Raw genomic sequence first — 24,282 nt, 5'->3', positions numbered from 1 at the left:
GATNNNNGTTAAAAATAAAGATTATTGATCATTTAAAAGAGCGAAAAAATATATGGAAATTGTTTTTGGTAAAAATCAACTAACTATACATTTAAACTTAAATAAAAAACAAATTGAAAATGCAAATCNTGAATGGAAAGGTGATAAAGGTCACTGAGGAACTCTGCTTAATCACTTTAAAATAAAAAATAATGTTGATTTCGAAAGAATAAAACCACTCTTGCTTGAATCTTACAATAATGCTGAATAAAACAATTAAACGAATAAAACTAAAGGTATTTTCCTTTAGTTTTATTCGTTTAAAAAACACATCTTAGATGTATAATACTAATATGAATTTTTTATTAAAAGGTAACAACAACAAAATAATCCCACAACTAATTGAAACTGGCAAAACATTTGATTTAATTTTAACTGATCCTCCATACAATGTTTCCAGAAAGCATCAATTAGGTTTTTCTAATATGGGAAGAAAAGGTATGGATTTCGGGGAGTGGGATTATGAATTTAATCAATTAACATGATTAGATGGTATAGCAAAGGTGTTAAATAAAAATGGCTCGATAATTATTTTTAACGATTGAAAAAACATGGGGTTGATTGCAACTAAATTAGAAAAAGAGGGCTTTATTGTTAAGGATTTATTAAAGTGAGAAAAGAAAAATCCTATGCCAAGAAATACAAACAGAAGGTATGTCACCGATTATGAATATGCGATTTGAGCAACTAAGAAAGGTGGAAAATGAACCTTTAATAAAGGCGATAAACCTTATGCAAGACCAACTTTTTCACATTCTATTCCAGCAGGTGGCAAGAAAAGGATTCACCCAACTCAAAAACCTACCAGTTTACTAAAAGAAATTATAGAAATCCACACCAATAAAGGCGACACTATTTTGGATCCATTTTCAGGTTCAGGATCAACAGGGGTTGCAGCCGAGGAGATTGGGAGAAATTTCACTTTAATTGAAAGGAATTCTGAATTTTATGAAAAATCAAAAGAACAATTTAGTAAGATCGCCACTACACTATAATGGAAATAAGTTTTCGATAGCAGATCAAATTTTAGAAATCATAAACACTGATAAATCTATTATTGAAATTTTTGGAGGAACAGGGATAATTTCAATAAACTCTTCCGCAAAAAATATTTGAATCAATGACAACAACAAGTCTCTTATGGAGTTAATAAAATACATCAAAAATTTCACACCTAAAAATGAAAGTAATTTAATTAAATTAACAGAGAAATATAAGTTAACTTCAGATATGAATAAACTAGCTCCTTTGAGAAAAAATAATGGAACAAAAGGATATTCGCAACTTAATAAAAAAGGATATCTACAATTAAAAGATGCCTATAATAAAAAAAACGATATAGAGAAATTATTTCTCTTAATAAATTATTCATTCAATAGGATGTTGAGATTTAACTCAAAAGGTGAATTTAACGTTCCTGTGGGTAAAGGTGATTGATCAAATAGACAACTAAAATATCTTAAAGAATATCAATTAAAGTTGCAAAAAAAAGAAACTAAAATAACTTCTTTTAATTATCTAGATATTTTAAGCAAAATAACTACTAATGATTTTGTCTATATCGACCCTCCTTACTTGAATGGGACAGCGCAATATAATGCATTTTGGGGCATGGAAGATGAATTAAATTTATTGAAAGTAATTGATTCCTTGAATGAAAGAGGTATTGATTTTGCGCTTTCAAATACATTATTTTCTAATGGTATGTTGAACGTACCCTTAGACAATTGAATAAAGAGAAATTCTTTTTCTGTTTATAAGATAAAAAAGAAATATTCTAAAACGAGTTATAACAAAAAAAATAGATATGATGCTGAAGAAGTGTTAGTAACTAATATAAAGGAGTAAATATGGGGTCACCAGTTGGATTTAAGATGTTTTCAATGTCTACAACAGTTAGAGCTATAGAAAGAATTCCCGACTTAATGAAAACATTGTTAGCATTAGAAGCAAAAGGCATGAATTTTATCGGGGATAGAAATGATAAGAAATCTAAAGAGGCTTATGTCACTGAAATAATAAAGGGTGGTTTTGTAAAATCGAATAAAGTTGACGATGAAATATTGGAAAAAATTGAATTTGGAAAACTCTTGAGTGATGATGAAGCAAAAACTTTCATGAAACAAGCCGTGCAAAAGCCTGAATGAAGTGGTAGGTTATCGAATTATTTCAATAAAACTGAATCCCTAGGATTGTCTTATAGAGATCAAATAGACAATAAGGTTAAAACTACTAAACTAGGTAAACTTTTTGTTGAAAATCCCATAGCTGCCACTAAATGATCTTTAATAAACTTACCTGCAAATAACCCCCTAAAAAGAAATCTAAATGCATTTACACCAATGGGGGTCATGGTTACTTACTTAAAAAGAATGGGTAAAAAAAGAATTTCTGATCAAACCATCGCTTTATTAATTTCAATGCATCAACAAAGCGATGTTGAATCTTTTAATTTCGAAAATGATTGACACCATTCAATGGAATCATTAGCTCCAAGGATGAAAGCTTCTACCATTAAAGACTATGTAGATGAAATTAAACGAACGATGATATTTTCTGGTTTTTTCACAAGTGGATTCAAAGGTTTGGATGCCACCGAGCACCTACTTTCTAATTTAGATGAAATTAAAAGGGAAAGTGAACAATCATTAAAAAAATTCGAAAAAATCAACACAACTCCAGAGATGATAACTTACATAAATTCAATAATATTTGATTTTGAATCAACAGAAACAACTCAAAAAACTAACGCAGAGAAAATTAAAAAATTAACTGAAAATTATACTGTTGATTGATTAAAAAACGCCATTTCTACAATAGGTAAAAATGAAGAAATTACAATAGATAATATTAATAAGGATGTTAAACGTTACGTTATTATAGAGTGGTTATTCGCACTAATATTAGCAAAAGATAATAAATCAACTGTAATTCCAAATTTATCCTTAGATGAAAGGGGTTTTCCCATTTCTCATGCTGGAGCTGGATTTTCAGATATTGAGGTTATAGAAGAAAATGGCGATAGAACAAGTGTTGAGATTACTTTACTAACAAATAGAACACAAATGTTAAACAATGAAACTACAAACCTCATTAGACACGCTAAAAAAGTTGGTTCGTCCAAAATTAAATTCTTTGCACCGAGAATACATGAAGATGTACAAAGATATTTTAGGTTTGCTTCACAAGATGAAAACATCGACATTGAAGCTAACACTTTCACTGAATTTATATCCTAAAATAAAAGAGAGGTCTCTTTTATTTTTATTAACAAATTTTAATTCGATTATTATAGGTTTATCGATTTTGCTAAAAAAACAGAATCTAACATTCATCTTGTTAATACAAGTAGTATAATTCCTTTAACTCAAAGGAGAAATTATGAAAATATCAAAGAAGATTGGATTTGGAACTTTAACCGCATTAGCAACTGTAGCCGTACCATTAGTAACGGCTGTTTCTTGTGGTAAAAGCGAAGGTAAATCCGCAGAAGAAGTGCAAGCTAAATTACTAAAGACTACACACGAATTAATTCAAGACCTGTTTTGAAACCAAGAAATAGATAAAAGTCCTTCTGTTAAAAAGGAAGATGCGGTTGTCAACATTAACTTAAGTGAAAAAGATGAAAAATTTGGAGCAGACTATTACATAGAACAATGATCATACATCTACAAGAGATTAGACACTGATTTACTTAAAAATGCTTTTATTATATTAACTAGTCCTGAAAATGGAGAAAAATTAATTAAAGATTACAAAACTAACTTAGATGTTTTAGATGCGTATGGATTAGCCATTAGACAATTGATGGAAGATGTTCTACCAAATATATTGAATTCCGTTAATTCTTTCAAGTTCAATTTAACATTCAAAAAGAAAGATAATACTGACGTAAAAGATACAGTGAATGCTACTAAAGAATTTAAGGATTATTTGGATTCTTTACAATATGTAGCTTATTGAACTGAATCAAACTTAAGAATAGCAGAACTAGAAGAAATAAGTAATAACCTTGGCTTGGCTTTAATAACATCTGACAATTCAGATAGTTTGGATTTAAGCAAAGTTTATGAGGAAATACATAATTCTTATCAAGATAAGAATGAATTAAAAGAAAAAGAAATATTATCAAAATTACTTAAAACAAAAGAATATAAAGTTAATAACAAGCTTAATGATTTTTCTAAATTAAAAACTTTAAAAGCTAAAGCCACAGAAGAAGGAACTGATATCAATTCTATGATTAATAAGATGTTCCTTATTGATGATGAAAAGAAAGAAATCGATTCTTTAAATAAGGAACTAAAAGCATTCAAATAAAAACGGACATACCGTTTTTTTATTTCTTAATTGGACATTTGAAGGTATTCCTTTTTGGGTTTACTTAGGATTACTTTATTGGTTGATTCCCCTGGTAAAAGCTTGAGATCATTTTTATAGAACGAGAAGAAAATTGTACCGCGGAGTCAAAAAAAACAACTTGTAAATACAACTTCGTCAAAATACTAATCTAAGTGCTATAATTTTTTCATAAGGCTTTTAAAAAGGAGAGAAATGAATAAAAAAATAACACTGGGTTCTTTAGCAACAGCTCTTGCTATCGCAGCTCCAATTGCCACTGTTATATCATGTGGTAAAAGTGAAGAAAGTACAAAAGATGCTTTAAAAGAAAAAATAAAAAATATGAACAAGAGTTTAGAGAGTGATTTAAATGAGAATCTTACTCAAAGAATTCCTTGAGTTTCAAAAGCTGCAACAGTTGAAGATCAAGAAAAGGAATACAAAAAAATCATCCAATATTTCGTTGGGAATGCTTCGACTGGTAATCCCGTAAGTGCCGCAGACTTTGCTGCTAATGATACGTTCTTGCAAAAATTTAGAAGTGAAGTTAATAAAGTTATAACAAAGGAAGATAAATGAGGGTTTTTAGTTGAACCAAAGAAATTTACCGCACCACCAAAAACTTCAAAAGAAATGACTCAATTAATGGATGACTTCTTCAATATTGGGAAATCAGTTGTAAAGATAGGTAGTTTTGAATTCTTTAACCCAACTGACAATAAGTCTGTATGAAAACTTGAAATTCCAAAAGAAATACGAGAAAAAGAAGTGAAGTATATCGAATTAGGGATTTCTGGAATAGGAACAATTATAGAAAAATGAGGAAAATACATGGACGCCCTAAATAAGGATGGCGCAGGTGTTGACATTGAGAAAGAATTGCCTAATTACAAAGAGGAGTTACTTGCTTGAGAAAAATTTGGTGATAAATGACAAACTCAAATGAAAAATATTTCAGGTGAAATAATCAACTTATTAGATCCATGATTAAAAAATCAAAAATTAAAACACTAATTTAATAGTGTTTTTTTATATTTACCTTTTAGTTAATGTTCTTATTTCTTAATTGGATACTTAATAGCGTTCTTTTTGATTTTACTTAGGATTGCTTCATCCATATCTATATCATTGTTTTGAGCTAGTAATAGAAGGTATATAGCAACGTCAGCTATTTCTTCTGCTAAGTTTTCCTTATCAGTGCATTCTGTACCTCATTGATATAGTTCTAAGATTTCTGAAGCTTCTAAAGTTATAGACTTCGCTAAGTTTACAGAAGTATGCGACTTACCTCAGTTTCTATCCTTGTTGAATTTATTAAGTTCATTCATTATTTTTTCTTTATTATTTAACATAGAAAAATTATACTCCTTAATAAACACACTAACCCTTAACTAAAATTAATTTTAAAGCTGTTTTAAGACGTTTTTGATACAAGGTAATGAATATACCTAGTTTGAATCAAGAAAGTGTTCAGCACTTTTAAAATGAATAAATAAAAAACCAAGACCTAGCGTACTAGTTCTTGATCTTGTACCTCGGTGGATATATACGTATATATATGCACTGTCTGGCTTATATCTTCATTCCTCAAATTAGGACTTGTTTTAGCAAGCTTTGTTAAGGAAAGAAGGTGTATTAGTGACTGATGTCATTGCGCCTCCTTTCTGAATATGTATCTTTAATTTATATATCCAAAAAAAACTAATGTTATTTTGATAATAAAAGTAGTCATAAATAGAACAAATAAGTATTTTTAAATATTGCACCTCAGTTTTGTTTCTAGATATTTTTTTAATATTTAAATTTGATATGTCTTCACTTAACTTTATTATTTGGAAGCTGGTTTCGACTTATTAAAATTGATGATTTTAAAATGAGCATCATCAATGGGGTTATCCAAAATGTGCGTTGCTACTTCTCCTTCTTTATTAATTATTGATTGTGACCGGTTATCATAATCAACAGAAAAAATTACATACCCTACTTCACAAGGTTTTTTAACTCTTTTATATTGATTCATTTGTTTATTCCAACCTTCTTTAAGTTTTTGATTGTGTATTGTTTTGAACTCAATTAAATACTCCTTATTATTGTAATTAATAATAAGATCAAACCTGTTTCTGCCTATTTCTGGTTCCAAATAAATTTTAGCTTCCAAGGATTGAAAGTGGTTTTGTAACTCTCTTGCTATTTCTTTTGCAATGAGCACTTCTTTTTTTAATGATTTTTCATTTTTATAAAATTGATCTATAGTATTGTAATTAGTGTGTGATTCTATAATATTTTCAATTGTTGAAATAATATTATTCATACTAATATTTTTAGGGATTTTTTGAACCTTTAATAAATGTCTAGGTTCGTTTTTCGCGATATTGTCTCGTTGAATTTCAGATTGCAACAATAATGCTTCACTTAAAACCTTTTCATTGATTGATTTTGCAATTTCAATCTTTTCACTTTGTTTCATTTTAATAATTTCCCTATTTTCATTATTTTTATTCTTTTGTTTATTTAATTCATCTTTTCGTTTCTGAATTTCAATGATGTTCATAACACTTTCTTTGATTTCTGTTTCCACTTGAATCTTTTCTTCCATAAGAACTCCGATATTCTGAATAAAATCTTGAAAATTCTTAAAAACAGGGATATCCGAAAGCATCTCGATCGGCAAACTCATTTGTTTTATTCCATGTATATTTTCAGGTAACCCATTTTCATCTTCTATATTATTACCAGTTAAAGTATTATATGCATAGATGTTATATGCAACAATCTCATCTCTAATAATGTGGAAAATTATATCGGTCATCCTATCATTCCCTATGTTATTGGTTAAACACCCTAAAATTCAAAAAATTTCTTCATCATTAAATTCTTCTTCCTTAAGTTCTAAATATTCTAAAACAGTTCCCACTAATTGCTTAGCTATTTTTTTACCTATTCCTTTTCCATCCTTTGCAAAAAAACCAATACCCAACCCCAACTCTTTTGCTTCCTTGCAATTCTCAAAATAATTGATAGCTCAATGTGTTTTACCTTCTTTTGCATTCTTGAATAATTTAGCTAATTTAAGAACGAACTTTTCTCAGGATTCCTTGAAGAAACGATTTTCGCCTTTCTTCAAATTATAAATATTAATATATTTTGGTTCATCAAAAATAATATCTCTATTAAAAATTCCAAATTTTTCCATCTCTTCGTGATTTACACCTCATAAATCAGAAAGAAAATTCTCACCATTTAATTCAACCCTTTCTTTTTTCAATTTATTCATTATTACTCTCCTTGAATTACTCTTTATTCATCAAATTATATGCTTCTTATATTATTTTTCAACCATGGATCCTTTGTGTAATCAACAATGTATGATCTAATTTCTAAAATAAATAAGAATAGGGGATAAAAATGACAAAATTAGACATACATAAAAGGATGCTTTTTGAATTCAACAGTAAAAATAATAACTCTGATAAACGACTGGAAGTTAATCTCGGACAATTAGAAGTGCCAACCTACCAAAGGCGTTACGAATGGAAGGACAAAAATATTGATTTTATCTTCGAAGAACTTAAAGATTTCATTAGTAATTTTAAACATGACTATCAATATATGCTTGCGAATGGAGGAAACATTAATTTATTTTCTAAAAATAGTCTTGAACAACAGAGATCGGGTATTTATTTGGGTAATATAGTAATAACAAAAACACAAAATGATGAACCTTTTCAAATAATAGATGGTCAACAACGTCTAACTACTATTTATATATTTTTAAAAGTATTCCAACATATCCAACAAGAAATAATTAATAATGATGTTGATGCCAACATTCTAAAAGGAGCCCCCTTCAAAACAATTTGAAATTTACTTTCTAGAACGTTAACTTTTGATGGAACAACTGGTGAAATATCTCCTTCAATACGTTCGCTCAACAAACTGGATAAAGAAGCTCTAGAGGCTCTTCATGAATCTAAAACTACTGAAGAATTTGAACAAAAAATTAATAATAATTCCAGATATTTTAAGACTTATCAAAAAATAATAAAAGAAGTGAATGAATTGACAAATACAGATAAAATTTATACCTTATATGGTTTATTGACAATCGAATTGGGTGTTGTATTAGTTGATGATGAATCTATGGCGTTTGATTTGTTTGAAAAATTAAATTCTAGAGGTATGGCATTATCTCAATCAGATTTGATTAAGAATTTATTTTTAAAAGAATTATCTAAATCAAACACTTCTAACAAAGAGGCTTTATGAGACTCGATCATAGATGATATTAAAGAGGGTGAGAAAATAAATTCAGCCACAATTACAAATTTTTTCAGGTGAGTTATGATGATTGACAAAAAGTCCTACATCAAAAAGAAAGAATTATTCAATGAATATTCAACAAAAATAAAGGAAGGTTTAGAAGCTAAATCATTATTAGATATGCTTTCTAGTTATGCCAACACCTATAAAGAATATTTCATTCAAAAGACAGCGACTTATGAAGAAATAAAAATCAAACACGATGTAGAAAGAGCTTTTCTTACTTCACCAATGATTTACAAACCCTTATTTTTATTATTTGCTGATTTATTTAAAAGAGAACTAGTAAATGAAGATGTCTTTGCAAAAGTCATTAATTACTTAGAAAAACAAGCATTTTTACACTTCACCATTAATAATTTACCTTCAAAAGAGATCGATAGGGAAATACCAAGGATAATCTTTGATATTAATAATCACATAGAAAACAATGCTTTGAATATAGAAAACATCTTTAAAACATTAGATAAAAGATTGATGTCGTGAACTTTAAGGAATGTTCAAGGTAAAATAGAAGAACTTTATTCACCACTCACAAACACCGACTTTGATAAACGTCAACACATCTTGCAATTATATAAATTAATCAATAATTTCAAAACTCAAAATACATTCAGAGAAAGCACTGAGTTAATAGAAGATGGAAATATAGATGTTGAACACTTATTGCCAAAAGATACTCAATATTGAATCACAAAAGAATGCGATGATGAGTTATTACAAAAACATAACAAGAAAATAGGGAATATTTTTATTATTAGTGGTTCCATAAATAAAGGTATTTCTAACAAATCTTACTTAGACAAATTAAACAGTGAAGACTATTTAAGTTTTTCAAAAAAGAAAACCCATTCACTTAATGATTCAAAACTTTTTAAAGAGCAAATGTTAGATGCTTTCGAATCCATTCCACAAATATGAAATATAGAAATGATTGGTAAAAGAACAGATTCTATAGTTAAATTTTTACAAAAAAATTCTATACTAAATCCCAAAAACTATTTTTAAACAAATGTGATTACGTTTGTTTTTTTTATTGATCAATCAACACTTACTTTTCTTACCCAACCATAGTTGGTATATAATAGAACCATGGTTCCTTTTATTAAATGAGCTGGAGGTAAAAGACAACTACTTCCCGAGCTAAGAAAACTAATGCCAAAACGTGAAGAAATTGGCACATATTACGAACCCTTCATTGGAGGGGGAGCTTTATTATTTGATTTTCAACCACGTAAAGCTGTTATCAACGATATGAATAAGGAATTGATCCATGCATATAAGATGCTTAATAGTCATAAGAAGTACTTTAGACTATTAGAGTTATTAATACTAATGGAAACTGCACATAATGAAGAGTTCTTTAAAGACATAAGAAGTTTAGATAGATTATCAGAAGAAACTGGTCGAGGAATGATTTTTAATAATTTTTCAGAACAATTACGTGCGGCAAGGTTTATATATCTTAATAAAGCGGGTTTTAACGGTATGTACAGAGTTAATTCATCTGGATACTACAATGTACCATCTGGTAAGAAAGACAAGGTTAAAACATATGAATATCCTAATATTGAAAAAGTATCTAATTACTTAAGTAGAAAAGAAGGTAATAAGAAACTAGTAAAAATAAGAAATACTGATTTCGCTAAAGCCTTACATGATATTCAACCCGGTGATTTTGTATACTTTGATCCTCCCTATGATTATGAAGAAGGTGTCAATGGATTTGATGCATATCAAAAAGGTGGGTTCGGACGTAAAGGTCAAATTAAATTGGCTAAGTTATGTAAAAAACTTGATGACATGGGTGTTAAGTTTATGCTTTCAAATAACAATACAAGATTTATAAGAAATCTATATGAAGAATTTGAAGTAAATATAGTTAAGGCTAGAAGAAGCATTAATTCAAATGGTGGTGGTCGAGGAAAAGTTGAAGAAGTGATTGTGAGGAATTATGAATAACACTACAATCCAAGCAAATAATCTAAATATTTTATTCAAAGTTTGGGTAACTTATTCTAATGAAGAATGATTCACAAATAAAGATACGGCAAACACAATAGGATATGTTTCAAGGCAAGGGCAATATTATAATCAAGCACTTCAATCTTTGGGTGTTGCTGATTTTAGAAAAACTTCAAGATCTGGCGAGTATAAAATAAAAGAAGAATTCTATGTTTATAACGTTGAAGAAGCTAAAGAAAAATTCAAAAAAATAGCAACCATTAAATTCCTTGAAAAAGAAGAAAAGAGAATTGACAAGGAAAGTTCTGAAGATGTAATCAAAAGACGTAGAAGTGCAATAAAAGCCTGAAAGAAATTTGTGGAAACAAATGAAATACCAGAAATAAGAAGAAATCATAAACCAAAATCTTTTGAATTGGGAAAAGCAAAAAAAGAATCTTCAAAAGAAGAAGAATTCAAACCACCTAAAGAATCAAAAAAATCTACAATATCAACCAATACAAATAAAGGTTACAATCACACATTAATGATGAACGCAATAGGTGCCTACGCAAGAACTCATGAGATCCAATTAAGAAAAGAAAATTCTCATGCTGATTTAACTTCTTTCAATGAAGAAGAACAAACTTTTAAAATAATTGAAATAAAATCTTACCCAGCATTGTATTTAGCAATCGGGCAATTACTTCATTATGAACATAAGTTTAAAAAGGTAATCCATACTGCTGAGAATCTTGAATATAAAAAGATCTATGTAGGTGTTGAAACATTAGACTCTATACAAGAGGGTCTATTAGAACAATTAAATATAAAATATGTCAAATACGACAAACAAAAACTAGATGAAATATTCAACTAGTTTTTTTGTTCTCATTTCATTAAGTGTTTAACTACTATAGCGGTTATTGCAATTGAGTTTTCTTCTCAAAGAGGATAAGTGTTAACGGCTTTATTAATTCCCGTGAAAATTTTATGGATTGTAGGGTGAGTTTTTTTTCTTTCTGTTTCACCAGGTCTACGCCTTCCGTTTTTAATGTAATCATAGTATTTAGAGTTAGGCCATTCCATTTGGTAAACAAAATCTTCTATCGTTAAACCCAGTAAAGACCTGATTTCTTCCAACATTACTGCTTCGTTTATATCTGTATTTGTATTTTCTTTTTTCATGTATTAATTATCACAACCATAGTTCTTTTTTACCACCAACTATGGTTGGTAGTAAAGTTTAATTTTATTCGAGTTATATTTTTATTCTTTCCAATAGATAATCTAACCCTAAATTTTATAAAATAATTATTTGGAAAAGCAAATCCAATAATGCTGATGTTATTTCCACAGCAATTATTGATACCATTTATTTATGAATTTATTTTGACAATCATTTTTAGGTTCCTTGGCAGCAGCAATTATTTCGCTGTTGGTATTTTTGTTAGGGTGACGATTAAAAAATAAAGTAAAAAGGAAATCTCATTTCCAGATTCAATTAACTAATTACAGCGATATTTTAGTAGAAAAATTTTCTAATTTAGTTGAGGTTGTTCAAGATTATAGCACTGTGCTTAAAGAAATTGAAAGACTAATTAACGAAAGGAATCATACAAACAACGATAAGTTAGAAGAATTAAGAAAAATAGCAAACAAACAGATATTTGATATTCAAGCCAATGGAAGAATTGATTATAGTAAAATAGCATATTTATGAGAAACTAAAATTCTAACTTCTGAGCTAGTTGAAGTCAAAATGGTAAATGGCAAACGAAAAATTAAAAAATTAAAACACTATAGTTCTAAACTTTTATTAAACACATTTAATGAATTAGATTCTTTTATAAACGAACTAGATTCCATAGCTCCTGATTATGTAACTAATAATCAAATAGCTTCTATATATGGTTATTTGTTATTTCTCATACGTGAACTTAATGCAAACATAAAAGGATACAGTGTAAGGGAACACGTTGCCTGAGACTTTACAGAAGAGGGCGCACGATTTTCCGTTAAAGAACTATATGAATGAGTTAAGAAAAATGAAGAAGTCTCTAAAGATGATGAAGCAAGCGAATCTAACTAAGAATTTGTATGAATGGGTAACAAAGTGAACCTTATAAATGAGTTCACTTTTTATATGCTAAAAATGATTATCAATTACAATCAATCGTTTTGCATAGTGGTATAAAATAAATGATTAACCAAGGAGGAGGAGGAGGACTAATGAAAAAAACATATTTCACTGAAAATGATTTGCAAGAGTTTGAAGAAGACTACGATGTGTTAATACAACCGGATCAAAATAAAAATAAACAAGTAAGAGATTCCAAGCTATTAACTTGTTTTATATATTTAATAGCAACTATCTTTTCTATTGGTTCTTACTTCCTTCAAGATTACATAATAGAGTGGAATAGTAATTACTTTACACTAAGACTTATTTTAACAATAGTAACTGGTGCGATTTTACTTATTCCAACGTTGATCTTTGCTTATTTCACTAAATTGAAGTGAAACTATAAACCTTGATTAAAGAATACTTTTATATTCTTCAACATATCCTTTATAACAATATTTTTCTATTTAACACTACCCTTAATTGCAGAGGGGCAACAAAAATGATTTTGAGTTTTCTTTTTCCCGATATCAATAACCGTTTTTAAAATAATGAATATTTATTTAATCAAGAGCAATTCTTTAAGCTGTATATTAAGATGAATATTAATATTACTGATTGGATTCATACCTTTTATTATCGGAATAACCTTAAAACAAAACACCATAATCTTTGGTAGTTCTTGAGTCTTAATATGAGAGTTAAGCAACGAAGTGTGAGATTTATTCTTTATAAGATTTATTTTTAAAGGTAAAGACAGATCATTTCCTTATTATCCCTTCTTTCCAATAGTCACATTTGTCTTCCTATTCTTTCATTTGTGTTTCTTTTGTTCGGGTTTATGATGATTCTTCGAAGATCCCAAGAATCCTTTTAGAGATAAAGATGATGACAAGGATGAGAATTAGAATTATTAAAAACAAGGATATAAGAATACTGGTTAATACTAACATTCTTATATCCTTGTTTTGTTTATGCTTTTAAGAGTTTAATCATCCTTCTTTTCTTATAGCACTATCGGCTAAATCTTTTATATCATCAGGTATTCAATATCTATTGTAAGACACAACATTATATATATTGTTCATTCGAGTTTGAATTCTTATTGTATTGAAATAACATCCTAAATAGTAATTTAAATTAAAACCAGATACTAAGGGAAAGAAGACTAATCATCAATATCTATTTTATTAGATAACCTATAGATAAAGCAATATAATCTTTTAAACTAGGTTTTGAAAATTAATATCATCAACATATAGAAGTGGAGTCCCTGTTCTCATTACTTCTAATAATAATTTCTTTTTTTCAGATTTATATAAAGGTATCATGTAATCTTCATATACCCCTTTATAACTAGATGCAATAAATATACGACATAAATCTAAAGCACCTATTCCCATCCAAACACCAAAGGCAATAAATAACTCACTTTGTTTTTGCATGTTTGCTGTCAATATAAAATAAAGTATGACTGGTAAAGCAATATGCAACAAGAAATTTATCGTTATTAAAGATGCATTAGTTATTACTTTCCTAAGTTTTGGTATTGCCTTATATAGTTCTTCTATAACTTATTTATATCATTTTCTCTATGTTAAATTGTTGTTAACGCCATAGTTTTATCTACCTTCTAAAACGAATAAATAAAAAACCAAGACCTAGCGTACTAGTTCTTGATCTTGTACCTCGGTGGATATATACGTATATATATGCACTGTCTGGCTTATATCTTCATTCCTCAAATTAGGACTTGTTTTAGCAAGCTTTGTTAAGGAAAGAAGGTGTATTAGTGACTGATGTCATTGCGCCTCCTTTCTGAATATGTATCTTTAACTTATATACTCCAAAAGAAGTACGTATTAAAGGTACAAATTAATTATATACCTAATTAGCACTCTTTCAACCACTTTGCTAAAAAAGTTTTAAAAAGCCTTGTATAGCAGATAATATTAGCTACATAATCTTAAACTGTTTGATTACACGAAATAAAAACAAATAGTTGTTTTATTTCTTGATTGGATACTCAATAACATTCTTTTTAACCCCATTTATAAATCAATAAAAAATAAGCATTGTGCTTATTTTGATTTATATCTGATTGCCCTATTAGCAACATAATCTACACTAACACGAGATTTTACTCATTTAAGTCAATGTTCACGATCACTATCTCGGAATCCTCATGACCACTCAGAGTAAATTACACCCCTGATAGTTTTTGTTTGTTTCATCAACTGATCAGCTAAATATTCAACTTCATTTATTTCTGCACGTTTTTTTCAATCATCTTTATCATGAAGATCTGCCGTAAATGGGTTGTCTCCAATATTCAACAGAATACCCGAAGTTCCTTTTATAATTTCTTTTTCTTCATAAGCACGAGCACTTAATTCATATTCTTTAGTTTCTATCTTAATTTTAGACATTTCTTGTGTGAAATAATCTCCAAGTTTATCCATTCCTAAACCCCTTAAATTCATATAGAATATTTTATGATCTTTTGTTAAATCAACTTCATTGACTTTCTTAACTAAGTAATCAACAAATTCATCACTCAATACAGAGATTGTTCCTTTATTGTAGTCTTTGATTAATTTTAGGAAATGTTTTTTCTGTCCTCAACCGTCTTTTTCAAATGTTTTTCTATTAATCGTTGCTGCAAACTCTTCTAGAAAACGTGAATTCTTATCTTCTCATTTATCATCTCATGCAGGGTTTGTACCACAAGAAATAACGGTTGCAAGAGGTAAGGAAACCATTGCCATTGTTCCAAGGGTTCCTATAATTACTTTTTTATTTTTTATTTTCATATTTCTCCTTGCTCCTTATCTTGTGAATGGTTTTCCCTTTACACCTTTTGGGAATACTAATTTATCGGCATTTATCGCACGACCTAAATCACCACTTACTTCTTCTAGGCTAGAGTTATTTTCAAAACTGATTTCATAATTTGCATTTTCTAGATCAAGACTTCAGAAAATCATATTTAAAACCTCATTCATCATATTAGTAATGTGAATTTCTTTAACGTTTTTATCTCAATTTAGTGAAACGTGCACTTCACCTTTTCCTTCTCAGTCATAATCTTTGTTTAAAATTTTATCGTTTTCAGCTCAAGCATCTATAAGACTCTCTTTTCAAACATCCTCTCATTCTGTTACACCAAGTTTTATCTTTTCCCTAGATCTAACAAGTTCTTGCGAAAAGTCTTCATTTGCTATTGCTTTTAAATCAATTTCAATGTTTCTAGATTGTGTATCAACTTTTACAATATTTTTGCTTGGTAAGTCATTGAGTTCCGCTATTGGATCAACCACAGATTTAACAGTTGTAGCTTGAACAACACTTGGGAATATAGCCAATACTGCAACCGGGACAATTAGTGGTGCAAAAAATGAAAAAGCATTTTTCTTTTGTCTTCACAGCATAACTAAAGCCAGGATTCCATTTATTATTACTAGTCCTCCTAATATATTGATTACCTTAATAATTTTTTGTAACTTTAAGTCTGTTCCACTCAATGTCAGCATGAATTTCTTCAAATGCAGAATACCAATAACGAAATTAAGAATCAAGGGCACAATTAATAAACATGCAAGAACCGCCAGTTGTGTTGAAGCTCCATATATACTTCTTGCATATATAAACTTACCGCTTAACGTATTATTTTCAAGCACTAAATATTGAGTGTTAAATCCTTTGTAGATAATAACTATTGAAATTATAAGTGCTAAAGAAAGGCATGAATTAATCAATGCAATCATATTAAATACTTTAATTTCAGATACTTTCCTTGTAGTTTTTTCTTTTTCAGAATTTTTAAATGTTTTGTTCATCTCTCTCCTTTATTTTGAATATAAGGTAAATTATAGCATGTTGATATATGTAAATTTAGAATATGTATGCTTTATTTAACACTTGATAGATATAGTATTTTATATATTTTAAAATTACCTTAATAAGCAAGAAAGTATATCGCTCACCTCAGTTTCTTTCTTTATTGAATCATCAGTTCATTCATCATTTTCTTTATTATTTAACATAGACAAATTTTACCCTTTAGTAAATGCACTAACCTTCAATCGAATTAATTTTAAAGCTATTTAAAGTTATTTTAATTAAAGGGAATAAATATATCTGACTTAAGCTAATTAAAAGTTTAAAACTCTCAAAATAAGTCAATAAAAAAATAAGTGGTTAACTTATTTTAAACATATCTAATTTTCCAATTGGCTGCAAGCCCAGGATTTTGTTTATCTAGAGTTCATTTCATTCAGTCAACATAATGATCGAGTTCAATATAACCGCTTTCTTTTTTAGCGTATATAACACCCCTAATTGATTCGGTTTGCTCCATCATTTTTTCCATTTCATTTTTGAAATCTTTTTCATCATAGCTAGTCGATGTTGTGTTCGCAAATGCCTTAGTGAAATTATTATTTTCTATATTTAATAAAATACCTGAAGTACCTCTTATTGTCCCTGATTTTTCACCATCTTTAGATTTAATTGAATATCTTTTCTTTTCTATTTGAATATTCTTCATTTTTCCAATGAAATTTTCACCTAACCCATCTAATCCAAAATCTCTTAAATCAATATAAGCTATTTTATGATCTTCTTTTAAATTTGTTTCTTGCACCTTTTTAAATACATAATCCGAGAAATCTTCACTTAATACATTTTTAGCTTTACCATATGCATCAGTAACTGATTCAGTGATTTTTTTGTTTTTATTTCCTCAACCATCTTTTGCAACAGTTTTCTTATTAATGGTTAATGAATATTCTTCAACGTAATGTGATTCAGTTTCTTTTTGACCACAAGAAATAACAGTTGCAAGAGGTAAGGAAATCATTGCCATTGTTCCAAAAGTCCCTAGAATCATTTTTTTATTTTTTATTTTCATGTTTTCTCTCTTTCATTATTTTTCAAATGGGTTTTCTTTAACACCATTAGGTAATATGATTTTTTCAGCTTTGAATGCGCTACCTAAATCACCACTAATTTCTTCTAATGATGAATTATTTCCAAAGCTTATATCGTATTTACTTGGATTGATAATATCTATGATGGCATTGATGGCCATATTCATAGCAGCGGTAATTTGAATTTTTTTAACGCTATTATTTCAATTCAGTGAAAAATGCAACTCCTCACTTGCGCCATTATTTCAAGTTTTATTTTTTTCTTCTTTATAAACTTCCTGGAAATCAACAACAGATTTAAGAGTATAAGCTCACGCTTCTATAATTGTTATTTCTCCTTGTGATCCCGTACCTCCACCAATAATCATTTGTTCGGGTTCATGCAGGAATTTTTGTTTAAGCATTTCATCTGTTAATGATTCACTCAATGTTTTTAAGTCAACATTCACAACTTTATTTTTAGCATCTATTTTGACCATTGTTTTTTCTGAAGCTCCTTTAAAAAGTTTTAATGATTCAGATATTTTTTGTGTTGCCGTTACAGATGTAACACTTGACGAAATTACTGCAGCCATTGGTAATGCTGCTGCAACTGCCAAGAAAGGAATAATTCCTTTTTTATTTCTTCACATCATAATTAGAACTAAAATTCCATTTACGAATATCAACCCACCCATAAGATTGATTATTTTTATAGCTTTTTGTAATTTCTGATTTTTCTCTTCTAAATTCTTTATTGATTTCTTTGAAGATAATATTCCAATGATTATATTGGTAATTGCTGGTATAAGTAAAGTAACCATTATAATTGTTGCTGTTATTGATAAGTAATGCGCGTTAATAGAATATACAAATTCAGTATTTCCATATTTATCAGATGTTTGGACGTATTGTTCAGTTAAAGTGATAAAAGAAACTAACCCAATCAAAAATAATATTAATGATATGCATGACATTGTCAATGTAATGATGTTAAATATAGAAAGCTTGTTTTTTCCACTCTTTGACGTACTAACATCATTTGTTTTTAATACTTTATTCATCTCTCTCCTTTTTCTCGTATTTTTATACTTAATTCATTATAACAAATACTTGTGTGTATAAGTTGAAACATCAAGGCAATTTTGTTATTTTATACTCACATTGCAGCAATTAAATAAATGACCAAGGATACATATTTTAAAATAAAAAAAATAAGCATTGCGCTTATTTTATTTATATCTAATTTTTCAATTGGCTGCAAACCCTGGATAATCTTGATCCTCCGTTCAACTAAGTCAATGAGCAGCACCTCATTCATTTTTTGTTTCATCAAAATATGATCAGTCTCACTTAGAAAAAACAACACCCCTAATCGCTTCCACATCGTTTATTAGTTTATATGTTTTTTCAGCAAAAGTATCATAATCAGCGCCTGAATCAGAATCCTTTGTTTGATACTTTCTTGTAAAATTATTATCACTAATATTTAATAAGATACCTGAAGAACCTCTTAAAGTACGCGTTTCTGAACCACCATTTCCTTTTAAAGCGTATTCTTTTGTTTCCATTTTAATATCTGACATTTTTTCTACAAAATAATCACCAAGATCATCTAAACTCAATTCTCTTAGATCCATATAGAATACTTTGTGATCTTTTGTTAAATCAACAATATTCACTTGATGAGCTAAATAATCTACAAAGCCATGACTCAACACTTGCATTTTTTTACCGTTTTTTGTAACTGTTTCCAAAATATGTTTACTAGAGCTTGCTTGTGTTCCTCAACCATCTTTTTTGAATGATTCACTATCAACTGTAGCTGTGAATTTGCTTAAGAAATGTGTTTCCACTTTTTCTTCTTTACCACAAGAAATAACAGTTGCAAGAGGTAAGGAAACCGTTGCGATTGTTCCAAGAGTCCCTAGAATCATTTTTTTATTTTTTAATTTCATATTTCTCCTTAATTTCCTTATTTTTTAAATGGGTTTTCTTTCACGTCCTTAGGCATTGCCACACTCCTTGCTTTAAACGCAATCCCTAGATCTCCACTTACTTCTTTTAAATTTCAGTTATTTCCAAAACTCACAACATATCCAGTGTTTCACATTCTAAGATTTTTAACGATTGCATTTATTGCTTTATTCATTGAATTTGTAATTTCTATCTTTTCAACATTTTTATCTCAGTTTAATCAAATTTTTACTTCTTCCGTTTCTTTTCAAGCAAAATCTTGATCCATAATTTTAAATGATGAAAGTCATGTTTCTAAGTACTCATCACTACTAAATGTTTCGCCAAAATCAACTTTATCTCTAGCAGATAACTCATATGCAAGTTTTTCATCCGTCATCTCTTCACTTAATGCTTTCAAATCAATTTCAACATTACGATTTTTTCTATCGATATTTATCACTGATTTTCTATTCATTAAAGATTTCATTGATTCTACAGGTTTATTTAATTTATCATAAGTAGAAACCTGAACAACACTTGGGACTACAGCCAACACAATAGCTGATGCTGCTATTGGCGCTAAGAAAGTTAATATATTTTTCTTTTGCTTTCATAACATGATTAAGACTAAAATTCCATTTACAAATATTAATCCTCCAACCATATTTACTATCTTAATAATCTTTTGTAACTTTAAGTCTTCTTGAGCCACGCTCGCCATTTGTTTTGGCGAATACATAAAGTTTACAGCGAAATTCACTGCTGCTAGTATTGTTAAAATTGCCGCAAAAACAACCTCCATAGTAACAACATCATATATATAGTATCCATATAAATACCTTGTTCTTGCACCACCATTTAATCTGTCGTATGAAACAAATTTAAAAACTTGTGTATGTGCATCGGTGTAAATAACAATAAATGCTATTGCAAACGCTAAAGAAAGACATGAGACAGCCAAAGTAATAAGATTAAGTACTTTAACTCTTGAAAGTTTTCCTCACGATCTTTCTTTTTTTGTTTTATTTAATTCTTTATTCATTTCTCTCCTTTTAATTTTGATATGTGAAAAAATTATAGCATCAAACTTGTATGTATAGATTCAAAGTGTGTGTTTTATTTAGCATTGGATATCTTACGGTATTTTTTTCATGTGCTAAAATTATTTTATGAATAAAAAATATAAATTATTTAGTTATGGGACATTTCAAGAACCAGAAATCCAAAAGATTGTCTTCGGGAAAATAAAAAGAGGAACAAAAGCCACTTTAAAAAAATATGGAAAATACAGTGATGAAACTCCATATCTTTGCATCAAGGAAGATGATACTAGAGAAGTTGAAGGAACAATAATCAACGTTACTTTAGAAGAGTTATTTACTTGTGAACAATGAGAGAGTGTTCCTATGTACAAAAAATATAATATGAAGGTCATAGATTCTAATGGAAAAGAAGTTGATGTAATTGTTTACAACAAAGAACCGATAGGAAAATCTAAAAAATACATGGAATCTAAAGCTACAACAAAGAAAGAAGATAGAAATAAATTTTTAAATGAAGTTAAGCAATTTGCAAAAGATGTAAATCAAAACACACACAATTTGAAGTTTGGTGATTTAATAAGTATGTTTTCTTTTTCTATAAACCAACCACTAGAAAAAATATTCGAAAATAAATATAAACTGGATGTTGCTTTTATGAAGGATTTTAATGATGTTATGAAGGAGACTTTTGAAGATGAATTAATCCCTTCTTTTAAATATGATGACTTTGCAAAATATTGTTTAAATATTAAAGTTGAACACGAAGGTGCGCTACACAACGCTAAATTCACTTTCAAAAACTTTAATAGTTCAAACCCGAATTATGGGTTTGCATATTTACAATTTCTTAATTTAACAGTTAATGTCGACACTTTGTGCAGAGATATTTTCATAAATAAATCAAAAATCAAAATAGAAACAAAAGATGGATGAACTTCATTGATGACGCTTAAAGAATTTTTCAGAAAAAATGAAATCAAGAGTTTGGATATGCCTAAGTTTTTCATTTATTCTTATGAAAAATTATCAGAAGATTTAATGAAAAATATAAGCGTTTCTCAATCAGGTAAAAAAGTCGTTGAAAAAGAATTAGAAAAAAGAATAAATGAAGATTTAGCTAATTATGGAACGGCTCAAATATTTGCCACTCAACAAGCAATTTTTGAAATACCAAAGGAATATAATCCTTACTATAAGAAAAGAATGCTAAATCAATTCTTGACAATTTTTATATATGAATTATTACTTTATAAAAAATCATTAAATGTTGAGTTGATACTGAAATTTCAAGAATTTTGGAAATTGCACAATAAGATGCCAGACAATTCTTACGCACTAGAAAAATCATTGACACAAATCAAAGAAATTTATAGAAACAACAAGGAAGTAAGTTCATTTGTAAGTAGTGATTTATTCATTTACCCAAGTGCAAAACGCCTACAAGAGAAGTTATTCCCTATTTTAGGTATTCAAAACATCATTGAAACAGCAGGCAGGATCGATGAACAACTAATTAAAATCGAGTCTGAATCTAGATTAAAAAAACAAAGAGAAGATCAAGTAAGAAATGCCAAAAAAATGCGTCTGATTAAATTCTTTGCATTGCTGATTTCATTGACTTCTTCATCTGGATTAATGTTAGCTTTCTTAATAGATGTTTTACACATGGGTAAAATGACCGCAACCCTAACTATCTTCTTGATTGTAGCCATCATACTTTTATTGATATCCATCTTCATGGTAATCGATATTAAAAGAAGGAAAGATCAAAGACGAAAAGAGATTTTGGAGTATGAAACCCTTTCTGAAATTGATTAAAATAAAAAACAGCTTCATAGCTTGTTTTTTTATGACTATTTTGTTTGTTTAATATTGAATAATTCTCTTTTGTACTGTTGATAATTTTTCATTCCTTTAATCTTCTTGTTAGTATACCCTTAATATTCATGGCAATAATAGCAATAGTTATTCCGTTGTATCAACCTTAAGATAAAATTTACCTCAATACCTTTAGTTTCAACTGATCAATCATTTCCATATCTAAATATGAATTATTCAGTTATAAAACTTCAATGACAACTTAACAAAGATTTTCTTAACAGTTAAGAAGTAAGAAATAATCGATAGCAATGATCTTAAGAAGAATATAACATTAATAGTTATTAATTCTCTTTTGGTAAGTCCAGTCTCTTTTAATAAAGGCATAACCTTTCTTCATACAGTTACTATCCTTGTAAAGTCAGCTATTGAGTGTGAGAATATCACAGAAGCGATAGCAAGACTCATTCAAGTTCAGTTAACACCTTTTAATGTTTCATAGTTTTTAAGCGTTTTAGCGTCCGCTACAAGAAATACACCACATAAGACATACCCAACAATAACAATTATCAGGGGAGCTCAAAATATACCTCACAGTTGTTTTTTTTCATTTCTTTCGATAGCGGTTGTGACGTAAGCTTGTTGCGAAGCATCCATTAATGTTCATAGAGATTTTCTTGAAGCTGTTCAAGGTCTTATTCTATATAGCTTTTTCTTTTTATAGTAATTTCAGAACTTAACATATAAATAACTTTCTTTATAGTTAACTTCTACGCCTCTTTTATCAAAGATATAATTAGTGATATCTTTACCAGTGTAGTCTTTTGAATTCTTTCTTTTGATTTTTGAATTGTATATTCACATTAAAATAAATGCAATTGAAATTATTAAAGCAAGTATAAGGATAACTTGAGCAATAGTTCAAGCTACTCTTGCATCGTGAGACATTTGGCTAACTTCATTTTTACTCATAGACATCCTTTCCAGGATATTATAAACTACTACTCAATTTCAAGAATGAAAAAGCCAACCAAGTGGTTGACTCCAATAAGTGTTTAAACTTGTTTATTAGTGCTCAATGCATTGAACTGGCTTTGAATATGCCCCATGTATTAGGGTTTTCAATCTATCTCGACACTACTTATCTAATTTATCTTTTTATATCAATAAAAGCTCAGACATTTCTTTTATTAATATCGAATAAATTCATGATGGCAATAGTATTAAATTTGTTTAGGACAAACTTTTTTTCAGTGATCTTGCGTTTATTGTATTGATCATTGTTTTATTGAGTTATACAGCAATATCCAATAATAAAATTTACGTGCACCCCGTGAGTAAAACTCACTGTGTATTTCGTCTCTTTTCTTTTTTATTCTCACCCTCGTCCTAAGGAGGGTATGGCATAAGTGTTTAATTATGATTAAGGTTAATTGGGAATATGTTGATAGAAATAACATTGGCTTTTCCAATAATACTCTTCAGTGACCCATAACGATTACAAGAATCATTAAATAAAGAAGTATTGATGGCCCAATTATTTGAATTGTTTTATTATTCTCACCTATACCACAATATAATTATACCACTTGTATATATAAGTTTCAAGTGATTAACTAATTTGCTGTTTTTATTAAATTCTTCAAAGGCTAATACTAAACAATCAAAAGACACCTCCGCCCTTCCTGTATTTTTTTAAAAAATATCAAAAAAAGTTTAAAAAGGTATCATTTGGAAACCAAATATTAACTTTTATTGTTATTTACATCCTTAACAAGTAGTA

At 28.6% G+C, this 24,282-nt stretch carries 22 protein-coding genes; 11 read left to right on the top strand and 11 right to left on the bottom strand.

All coding sequences use genetic code 4. The features are described from left to right. Nucleotides 1-332: 332 nt before the first annotated feature. The 5 genes from ACOMC1_RS00770 (at nucleotide 333) to ACOMC1_RS00750 (ending at nucleotide 5,394) form a co-directional block, all read left to right on the top strand. Nucleotides 333-1,034: a DNA-methyltransferase gene (locus ACOMC1_RS00770; protein WP_420330740.1), complete on the top strand. Its 702-nt coding sequence runs from the start codon at nucleotides 333-335 to the stop codon at nucleotides 1,032-1,034. Beyond that, nucleotides 988-1,887 (top strand): Dam family site-specific DNA-(adenine-N6)-methyltransferase, encoded by a 900-nt coding sequence (locus tag ACOMC1_RS00765; RefSeq protein WP_420330739.1) that lies wholly within the window; start codon nucleotides 988-990, stop codon nucleotides 1,885-1,887. The genes ACOMC1_RS00770 and ACOMC1_RS00765 overlap by 47 nt, the downstream gene beginning before the upstream one ends. 2 nt (nucleotides 1,888-1,889) lie before the next feature. Next, entirely contained in the window at nucleotides 1,890-3,278 is a 1,389-nt protein-coding gene (locus tag ACOMC1_RS00760) for a hypothetical protein (RefSeq protein WP_420330738.1), read from the top strand. Between the two features lie 142 nt (nucleotides 3,279-3,420). Further along, entirely contained in the window at nucleotides 3,421-4,359 is a 939-nt protein-coding gene (locus ACOMC1_RS00755; RefSeq protein ID WP_420330737.1) for a hypothetical protein, read from the top strand. 234 nt (nucleotides 4,360-4,593) lie between these two features. Further along, the gene (locus ACOMC1_RS00750; protein WP_420330736.1) at nucleotides 4,594-5,394 is read left to right on the top strand and encodes a hypothetical protein; all 801 of its coding nucleotides are present in this window, start codon (nucleotides 4,594-4,596) and stop codon (nucleotides 5,392-5,394) included. A gap of 41 nt (nucleotides 5,395-5,435) precedes the next feature. Here the strand turns inward: ACOMC1_RS00750 and ACOMC1_RS00745 are convergent, their stop codons facing one another. Both ACOMC1_RS00745 and ACOMC1_RS00740 read right to left on the bottom strand, forming a co-directional pair. Then, complete coding sequence (locus ACOMC1_RS00745; RefSeq protein ID WP_420330735.1) at nucleotides 5,436-5,732, bottom strand: nucleotide pyrophosphohydrolase; 297 nt, start codon at nucleotides 5,730-5,732, stop codon at nucleotides 5,436-5,438. A 476-nt stretch (nucleotides 5,733-6,208) separates the two neighbouring features. Beyond that, entirely contained in the window at nucleotides 6,209-7,654 is a 1,446-nt protein-coding gene (locus tag ACOMC1_RS00740) for a hypothetical protein (protein WP_131613082.1), read from the bottom strand. A 131-nt stretch (nucleotides 7,655-7,785) separates the two neighbouring features. On the opposite strand from ACOMC1_RS00740, the gene ACOMC1_RS00735 reads away from it, so the two are divergent. From ACOMC1_RS00735 to ACOMC1_RS00725, 3 genes are all read left to right on the top strand, one after another. After that, a complete protein-coding gene (locus ACOMC1_RS00735; protein WP_131613081.1) occupies nucleotides 7,786-9,708 on the top strand; it encodes a DUF262 domain-containing protein in 1,923 nt (640 codons plus the stop codon). Between the two features lie 84 nt (nucleotides 9,709-9,792). After that, the gene (locus ACOMC1_RS00730; RefSeq protein ID WP_131613080.1) at nucleotides 9,793-10,662 is read left to right on the top strand and encodes a DNA adenine methylase; all 870 of its coding nucleotides are present in this window, start codon (nucleotides 9,793-9,795) and stop codon (nucleotides 10,660-10,662) included. Then, a complete protein-coding gene (locus ACOMC1_RS00725) occupies nucleotides 10,655-11,524 on the top strand; it encodes a hypothetical protein (protein WP_131613079.1) in 870 nt (289 codons plus the stop codon). The genes ACOMC1_RS00730 and ACOMC1_RS00725 overlap by 8 nt, the downstream gene beginning before the upstream one ends. On the opposite strand, the gene ACOMC1_RS00720 is transcribed toward ACOMC1_RS00725, so the two are convergent. Next, nucleotides 11,521-11,832 (bottom strand): hypothetical protein, encoded by a 312-nt coding sequence (locus ACOMC1_RS00720; protein WP_131613078.1) that lies wholly within the window; start codon nucleotides 11,830-11,832, stop codon nucleotides 11,521-11,523. The two genes, ACOMC1_RS00725 and ACOMC1_RS00720, sit on opposite strands and share 4 nt — an antisense overlap. Before the next feature lie 193 nt (nucleotides 11,833-12,025). Here ACOMC1_RS00720 and ACOMC1_RS00715 point away from each other — a divergent pair, with 193 nt between their 5' ends. Further along, a complete protein-coding gene (locus tag ACOMC1_RS00715; RefSeq protein WP_131613077.1) occupies nucleotides 12,026-12,736 on the top strand; it encodes a hypothetical protein in 711 nt (236 codons plus the stop codon). 140 nt (nucleotides 12,737-12,876) lie between these two features. Continuing rightward, nucleotides 12,877-13,677 carry a hypothetical protein gene (locus ACOMC1_RS00710; protein ID WP_131613076.1) on the top strand — a complete coding sequence of 267 codons (801 nt, stop codon included), beginning with the start codon at nucleotides 12,877-12,879 and terminating at the stop codon, nucleotides 13,675-13,677. Between the two features lie 315 nt (nucleotides 13,678-13,992). Here ACOMC1_RS00710 and ACOMC1_RS00705 read toward each other — a convergent pair whose 3' ends face one another. From ACOMC1_RS00705 to ACOMC1_RS00675, 7 genes are all read right to left on the bottom strand, one after another. Then, the gene (locus tag ACOMC1_RS00705; RefSeq protein ID WP_131613075.1) at nucleotides 13,993-14,214 is read right to left on the bottom strand and encodes a hypothetical protein; all 222 of its coding nucleotides are present in this window, start codon (nucleotides 14,212-14,214) and stop codon (nucleotides 13,993-13,995) included. Between the two features lie 636 nt (nucleotides 14,215-14,850). After that, entirely contained in the window at nucleotides 14,851-15,582 is a 732-nt protein-coding gene (locus ACOMC1_RS00700; RefSeq protein WP_420330734.1) for a hypothetical protein, read from the bottom strand. Nucleotides 15,583-15,597: 15 nt separating this feature from the next. Next, complete coding sequence (locus ACOMC1_RS00695) at nucleotides 15,598-16,608, bottom strand: hypothetical protein (protein WP_420330733.1); 1,011 nt, start codon at nucleotides 16,606-16,608, stop codon at nucleotides 15,598-15,600. A gap of 371 nt (nucleotides 16,609-16,979) precedes the next feature. After that, nucleotides 16,980-17,681 (bottom strand): hypothetical protein, encoded by a 702-nt coding sequence (locus ACOMC1_RS00690; RefSeq protein ID WP_420330732.1) that lies wholly within the window; start codon nucleotides 17,679-17,681, stop codon nucleotides 16,980-16,982. A 15-nt stretch (nucleotides 17,682-17,696) separates the two neighbouring features. Further along, nucleotides 17,697-18,743: a hypothetical protein gene (locus tag ACOMC1_RS00685; protein WP_420330731.1), complete on the bottom strand. Its 1,047-nt coding sequence runs from the start codon at nucleotides 18,741-18,743 to the stop codon at nucleotides 17,697-17,699. Nucleotides 18,744-18,911: 168 nt separating this feature from the next. Beyond that, a complete protein-coding gene (locus ACOMC1_RS00680) occupies nucleotides 18,912-19,637 on the bottom strand; it encodes a hypothetical protein (RefSeq protein WP_420330730.1) in 726 nt (241 codons plus the stop codon). A gap of 17 nt (nucleotides 19,638-19,654) precedes the next feature. Continuing rightward, a complete protein-coding gene (locus tag ACOMC1_RS00675) occupies nucleotides 19,655-20,680 on the bottom strand; it encodes a hypothetical protein (protein ID WP_420330729.1) in 1,026 nt (341 codons plus the stop codon). A gap of 127 nt (nucleotides 20,681-20,807) precedes the next feature. Between ACOMC1_RS00675 and ACOMC1_RS00670 the strand changes: the two genes are divergently transcribed. Then, nucleotides 20,808-22,499 (top strand): gamma-glutamylcyclotransferase family protein, encoded by a 1,692-nt coding sequence (locus ACOMC1_RS00670; protein WP_420330728.1) that lies wholly within the window; start codon nucleotides 20,808-20,810, stop codon nucleotides 22,497-22,499. 222 nt (nucleotides 22,500-22,721) lie between these two features. Here ACOMC1_RS00670 and ACOMC1_RS00665 read toward each other — a convergent pair whose 3' ends face one another. Further along, a complete protein-coding gene (locus tag ACOMC1_RS00665) occupies nucleotides 22,722-23,471 on the bottom strand; it encodes a hypothetical protein (protein WP_420330727.1) in 750 nt (249 codons plus the stop codon). Nucleotides 23,472-24,282: the final 811 nt, after the last annotated feature.

Origin of the sequence: Mycoplasma todarodis, assembly GCF_965212735.1 — a bacterium.
GTDB lineage: Bacteria > Bacillota_I > Bacilli_A > Mycoplasmatales > Metamycoplasmataceae > Mycoplasma_K > Mycoplasma_K todarodis_A.
Note: the sequence above shows the minus strand (reverse complement) of the source record. Positions and strands in the feature narration are given on the sequence as shown.